At 73.8% G+C, this 4,427-nt stretch carries 6 protein-coding genes; 4 read left to right on the forward strand and 2 right to left on the reverse strand.

Features of this window, described 5'->3' with window-relative positions; genetic code table 11:
• The 3 genes from AB0D45_RS34530 to AB0D45_RS34540 form a co-directional block, all read left to right on the forward strand.
• Positions 1 to 95, forward strand: a 95-nt coding sequence (locus AB0D45_RS34530; protein WP_361608646.1) for an adenosylhomocysteinase, incomplete at its 5' end; no start/stop codon positions are given.
• A 93-nt stretch (positions 96 to 188) separates the two neighbouring features.
• On the forward strand, positions 189 to 860 hold the full coding sequence (locus AB0D45_RS34535; protein ID WP_362466598.1) for a hypothetical protein: 672 nt from the start codon (positions 189 to 191) through the stop codon (positions 858 to 860).
• Positions 861 to 894: 34 nt separating this feature from the next.
• Positions 895 to 1,989 carry a MerR family transcriptional regulator gene (locus AB0D45_RS34540; protein WP_362466600.1) on the forward strand — a complete coding sequence of 365 codons (1,095 nt, stop codon included), beginning with the start codon at positions 895 to 897 and terminating at the stop codon, positions 1,987 to 1,989.
• 6 nt (positions 1,990 to 1,995) lie between these two features.
• Here the strand turns inward: AB0D45_RS34540 and AB0D45_RS34545 are convergent, their stop codons facing one another.
• Positions 1,996 to 2,889 carry an RDD family protein gene (locus tag AB0D45_RS34545; RefSeq protein ID WP_362466603.1) on the reverse strand — a complete coding sequence of 298 codons (894 nt, stop codon included), beginning with the start codon at positions 2,887 to 2,889 and terminating at the stop codon, positions 1,996 to 1,998.
• 111 nt (positions 2,890 to 3,000) lie between these two features.
• On the opposite strand from AB0D45_RS34545, the gene AB0D45_RS34550 reads away from it, so the two are divergent.
• Positions 3,001 to 4,008, forward strand: coding sequence for a stage II sporulation protein M (locus tag AB0D45_RS34550; RefSeq protein WP_362466606.1), 1,008 nt, complete (start codon positions 3,001 to 3,003; stop codon positions 4,006 to 4,008).
• A gap of 179 nt (positions 4,009 to 4,187) precedes the next feature.
• Here AB0D45_RS34550 and AB0D45_RS34555 read toward each other — a convergent pair.
• The coding region (locus AB0D45_RS34555; protein ID WP_362466609.1) for a hypothetical protein at positions 4,188 to 4,427 on the reverse strand (240 nt) is incomplete at its 5' end.

Consider the following 4,427-nt stretch of genomic DNA (forward strand, 5'->3'; position numbering starts at 1 on the left):
TCGGCGTCAAGCTCACCACCCTGCGCCCCGAGCAGGCCGCGTACATCGGCGTCCAGGTCGAAGGCCCGTACAAGCCCGACCACTACCGCTACTGATCCACCGCCGCCGGTCCCCACGGATCCGCAGCACTCCAGGCAGGCCCCCGGCACCCGCGCCGGGGGCCTGCCCCGTACCCGAGGACCACAGCCATGCCCCGCGGCCGCTACTCGCTTCACGACCCGCACGACCACACCCCCCTCGGCGAGGAACACTTCCACTGCGCCCCCGGCCCCTCCGGCTGGCGCTACGTCGCCCAGCTGACCACCCCGGACGGGCAGCACCGCGGCTCGCTGGACCTGGCCATCGACGCCCTCGGCCGCCCCATCCGCCTGGAGGCCAACGCCGCGAGCTGGCAGGTCCGCGGCGCCGCCATCGACGGCGTCACCTGGGTCCGCACCGACCCCACCGGAGCCGAGGCCACCGAGGGCAACGTCGCCGCCCCCGGCTTCACCGGCAGCTCCCCGGCCTTCCTCGTCGCCACCGCCCGCCTGCTGCGCCTGGCCCCCGGCGCCCCCGCGACCCGCGTCCGGCTCCTCGCCCTGACCGACCCGGTCCTCGCGCCCCGCACGGTCGACCAGGCCTGGGCCCTGCGCTCCCGCGCCGAACACCCCACCGACAGCGGCCCGCTCGTCGTGGACGAGTACCAGGTCACCGCACTGGACACGGGCGAGGTCCACACCGTGCACATCGCGGGGGACGTGGTCCTCTCCGCCCCCGGCATCGAACTCGAACACCTGGAGACCCCGCCCTCGGCCTTCACGGACGACTCCGCGGACGACTTCGCCGACGGCTCCGCGGACGACGAGCCCGAAGGCCGTTGACCCTCGACCTGGTGGAGGGCCCAGAGTGCCGGGTGTGGAGAACGACGCGATGCGCAGCATCGGCGAGATGGCCCGCGACAGCGGACTGGGCGTGAGCGCCCTGCGGTTCTACGACCGCGCCGGCGTACTCGTACCGGCCCGGGTCGACCCGGCGACCGGCTACCGCTGGTACGGCCCCGGGCAGCTGGACGAGGCCCGGCTGCTGGTCCGGCTGCGCCGGGCGGGCATGCCGCTGGCGGACGTCCGGCTGGTCCTCGCCGGCTGGTCCGGTGCGGACGCGGGCCTCGTACGGCAGCTGCTCCAGGCGCACCTGCGCCGCCTGGAGGCCGGGCTCGCCGAGGCACGCGCCGAGTTCTCCGCGGTCCGAGCGCACCTCGAACACAGGGAGAACCCCATGAGCGCACCCCGTACCGCCACCGCCCGGCTGACCGTCTCCGCGCCCGCGCTCGCCGCGGCCCTGGACGCCGTCCGCTTCGCGGCCGGCACCGCCCCGGAGCTGCCGGCGCTCGGCGGTGTCCTGTTCGACGTCGAGGACGGCGCGCTGCGCCTCGCGGCCACCGACCGCTACCGGCTGGCCGTGGCCAGGGCCGCCGCCGAGGGGTACGACGGCCCGCGGGCGTCCGCCGTCGTACCGTCCCCGCTCGTCGACGCGATGAGGGCGCTGCTGGACGGGGACGGGCGGGCGACGCTCACCCTGGACGGCGGCCAGGTGGTCCTGGAGTCCGGTGACCGCCAGACGGCGGGCCGCTGCCTCGACCACGACTTCCCCGACTACCGCCGCCTCGTGCGGCTGCCCGCGGGACGCCGTGCCCCCGTCGGCGTCGCGGCACTGCGCCGGGCGCTGGAGTCCGGACCCGTCCGTACCGACGTGCGCGAGGAGGACGGCGCGCCCTGCGAGATCAGCGTGCTCCGGGTGACGGCGGACGGCACCGTCTCCGTGTGCGAGGACGGCGACGAAGGCGAGGGCCGCATCGCCGTCAACCGGGACTTCCTGCTCGACGCCCTGGCGGCGGGGGGCGGGGACCAGCTGGTCCTGGAGTTCGGCGCGCCCGACGCCCCCGTGGCGGTCCGCCGGCCGGCGGACGAGGAGACGTTCTCCCTGCTGATGCCCGTCCGCCTGGACGCCTGACACCCCTTAGGCGGGCGGGGCGAAACCGGTCCCGGGCGCCGGCGGCGGGGCGGGCGCCGCGGGAGCCGGGGCGGGCGCGGGGGCAGCCACCGGCCCGGGCATCGGCATCGGCAGCGGCGCGGGAGCCGGGGCGGGCGCGGTCGGTGCCGGGCCCGCGGTGAAGGCCCTGGCGGCATCCCGGGACTGCCGCTCGTGCACCACCCCCATCAGGAACGCGGCCGCCGGCACCCCGGCCGGCGGCGGCGTCCCCGTCCGGGCCACCACATCGTCCGCGAGCCGCGCCGCCATCGCGGCACCCGTGTGCGGGTCCAGCTGGTTCATCCGCGTCAGGTACTGCCGTATCGCCAGCCACAGCCCGTCCGGCACCGCCGACAGGTCCAGCGCGGCGAACTGCCCGGCCAGCCACGGCGGCGGCGCCGGCACCGGCATCACCCGCGCCCCCGGCACCCGCTCCCGGACCACCAGCGTCCCCGCGAACACGTCCCCGAGCCGCCGGCCCCGCTCCGACATCAGCGAGGCGATGCAGGCGACCGCCCCAAAGGTGACCAGCAGCTCCACGACCCCGAGGGCGCCGCGCACCAGAGCGTGCCGGAACCGGATCGGCCCGCCGTCCTCCCGCACCACCCGCAGCCCGCATGCCAGCTTCCCCAGCGAACGCCCGTGGCTCAGCGTCTCCACCGCGATCGGAACCCCGACCAGCACCAGCAGGAAGCCCGCCACCGCCACGGCCGCCTGCGCGGCATCGTCCAGACCGGAGGTCGCGTACAGCAGAGCGACGGACACCACCACGTACCCGGTGACGTACACGGCCAGGTCGAGCAGGATCGCGAGCGCCCGGCTCGGCAGCCGCGCCGGCCGCAGGCCCAGGACGACCGCGTCCCCCGTCACCAGACCGCTCACCGCATGCACCTTTCACCGACCTGACCCGCCCCTGTGCAGCCCAGTCTGCCAAGCTGACCGCAGGAGAAGTAAGCCGTATCGGGTGGCCAGGGGCAGGGGAGCGGTAACCGGATGGATCTCGACGTCTTCGTGGCGGCCCACCAGACGGAGTGGGCCCGCCTGGAGCAGCTCCTCGGCCGCGGCCGGCGGCTCACCGGCGAGGAGGCCGACGAACTCGTCGCCCTCTACCAGCGCACCTCCACGCACCTGTCCCTGATCCAGTCGAGCGCCCCCGACCCGATGCTCACGGGCCGCCTCACCCAGCTCGTCGCCCGCGCCCGCTCCACCGTCACCGGAACCCGCCGCGCCGGCTGGCGCGACGCCGCCCGCTTCTTCACCGAGGGCTTCCCGGCCGCCGTCTACCGCAGCCGCCGCTGGTGGATACCCACGGCGCTGCTGTCGACGGCGCTCGGCGTGCTCATCGGCTGGTGGATAGCCACGCATCCCGAGGTCCAGAGCGCGATCGCGGCCCCCGAGCACCTGAAGGACCTCACGAAGCCCGGCGGCCAGTACGAGACGTACTACTCGAGCCATCCGGCGGCGTCCTTCGCCGCGCAGGTCTGGACGAACAACGCCCAGGCCGCCGCCGTCTGCCTGGTCCTCGGCGCCTTCCTGGGCCTTCCGGTCCTGTGGATCCTCTTCCTGAACATGGCGAACCTGGGCGTCGGCATCGGCCTGATGACCTCCGCCGGCCGCCTCGACGTCTTCCTCGGCCTGATCCTCCCGCACGGCCTCCTGGAACTGACGGCGGTGTTCGTCGCCGCCGGTATGGGCCTGCGCCTCGGCTGGACGGTCATCGACCCGGGCCCCCGCACCCGCCGCACGGCCCTCGCCGAGCAGGGCCGCGCCGCCCTCGGCATGGCCATCGGCCTGGCGGTCGTCCTCTTCGTGTCCGGCCTGATCGAGGGCTTCGTGACCCCGTCGGGCCTGCCCACCTGGGCCCGCATCACCATCGGCGTCGCCGCGGAGGCCGCCTTCCTCGTCTACGTCTACGTCCTGGGCGGCCGGGCCTCCCGCGCCGGCGAGGTGGGCGACGTGGAGGAGGCGGACCGCACCGCCACCCTGCCCACGGCGGCCTGATGTGCGTGCGGCCCCGCTCAGCTGCTAGTCTCCTCGTCGGCCCGCAGACCCGTTGACACGGCGGCTGTGGGGAGGTAGATTCAAACGGTTGCCCGAACTGGACAAGTTCGGCCGTGATGGTTTAAAATCTCTCTCGCCCCCGAAGGAATTGCATTCCGTGGGGCACATCGACTCTCCATTCAGGAAGACGAAGCCGGGAAATCCGGTGGAAATCTTCTGATAGAGTCGGAATCGCCGGAAAGGGAAAGCGCGAAAGCGCAGGACCTGGAAAGCGCCGAGGAAATCGGACACGAAAGAGTCTGGTAGAGTCGGAAACGCAAGAATACAGAACGAAAGCCCGGAGGAAAGCCCGAGAGGGTGAGTACAAAGGAAGCGTCCGTTCCTTGAGAACTCAACAGCGTGCCAAAAATCAACGCCAG

This window comes from Streptomyces sp. NPDC048352 (genome assembly GCF_040651895.1).
GTDB lineage: Bacteria > Actinomycetota > Actinomycetes > Streptomycetales > Streptomycetaceae > Streptomyces.

Excerpts from the sequence above, each read along its gene's own strand:
- AB0D45_RS34535 (WP_362466598.1), top strand. The coding sequence starts at position 189 with ATGCCCCGCGGCCGCTACTCGCTTCACGACCCGCACGACCACACCCCC.
- AB0D45_RS34550 (WP_362466606.1), top strand. The coding sequence starts at position 3,001 with ATGGATCTCGACGTCTTCGTGGCGGCCCACCAGACGGAGTGGGCCCGC.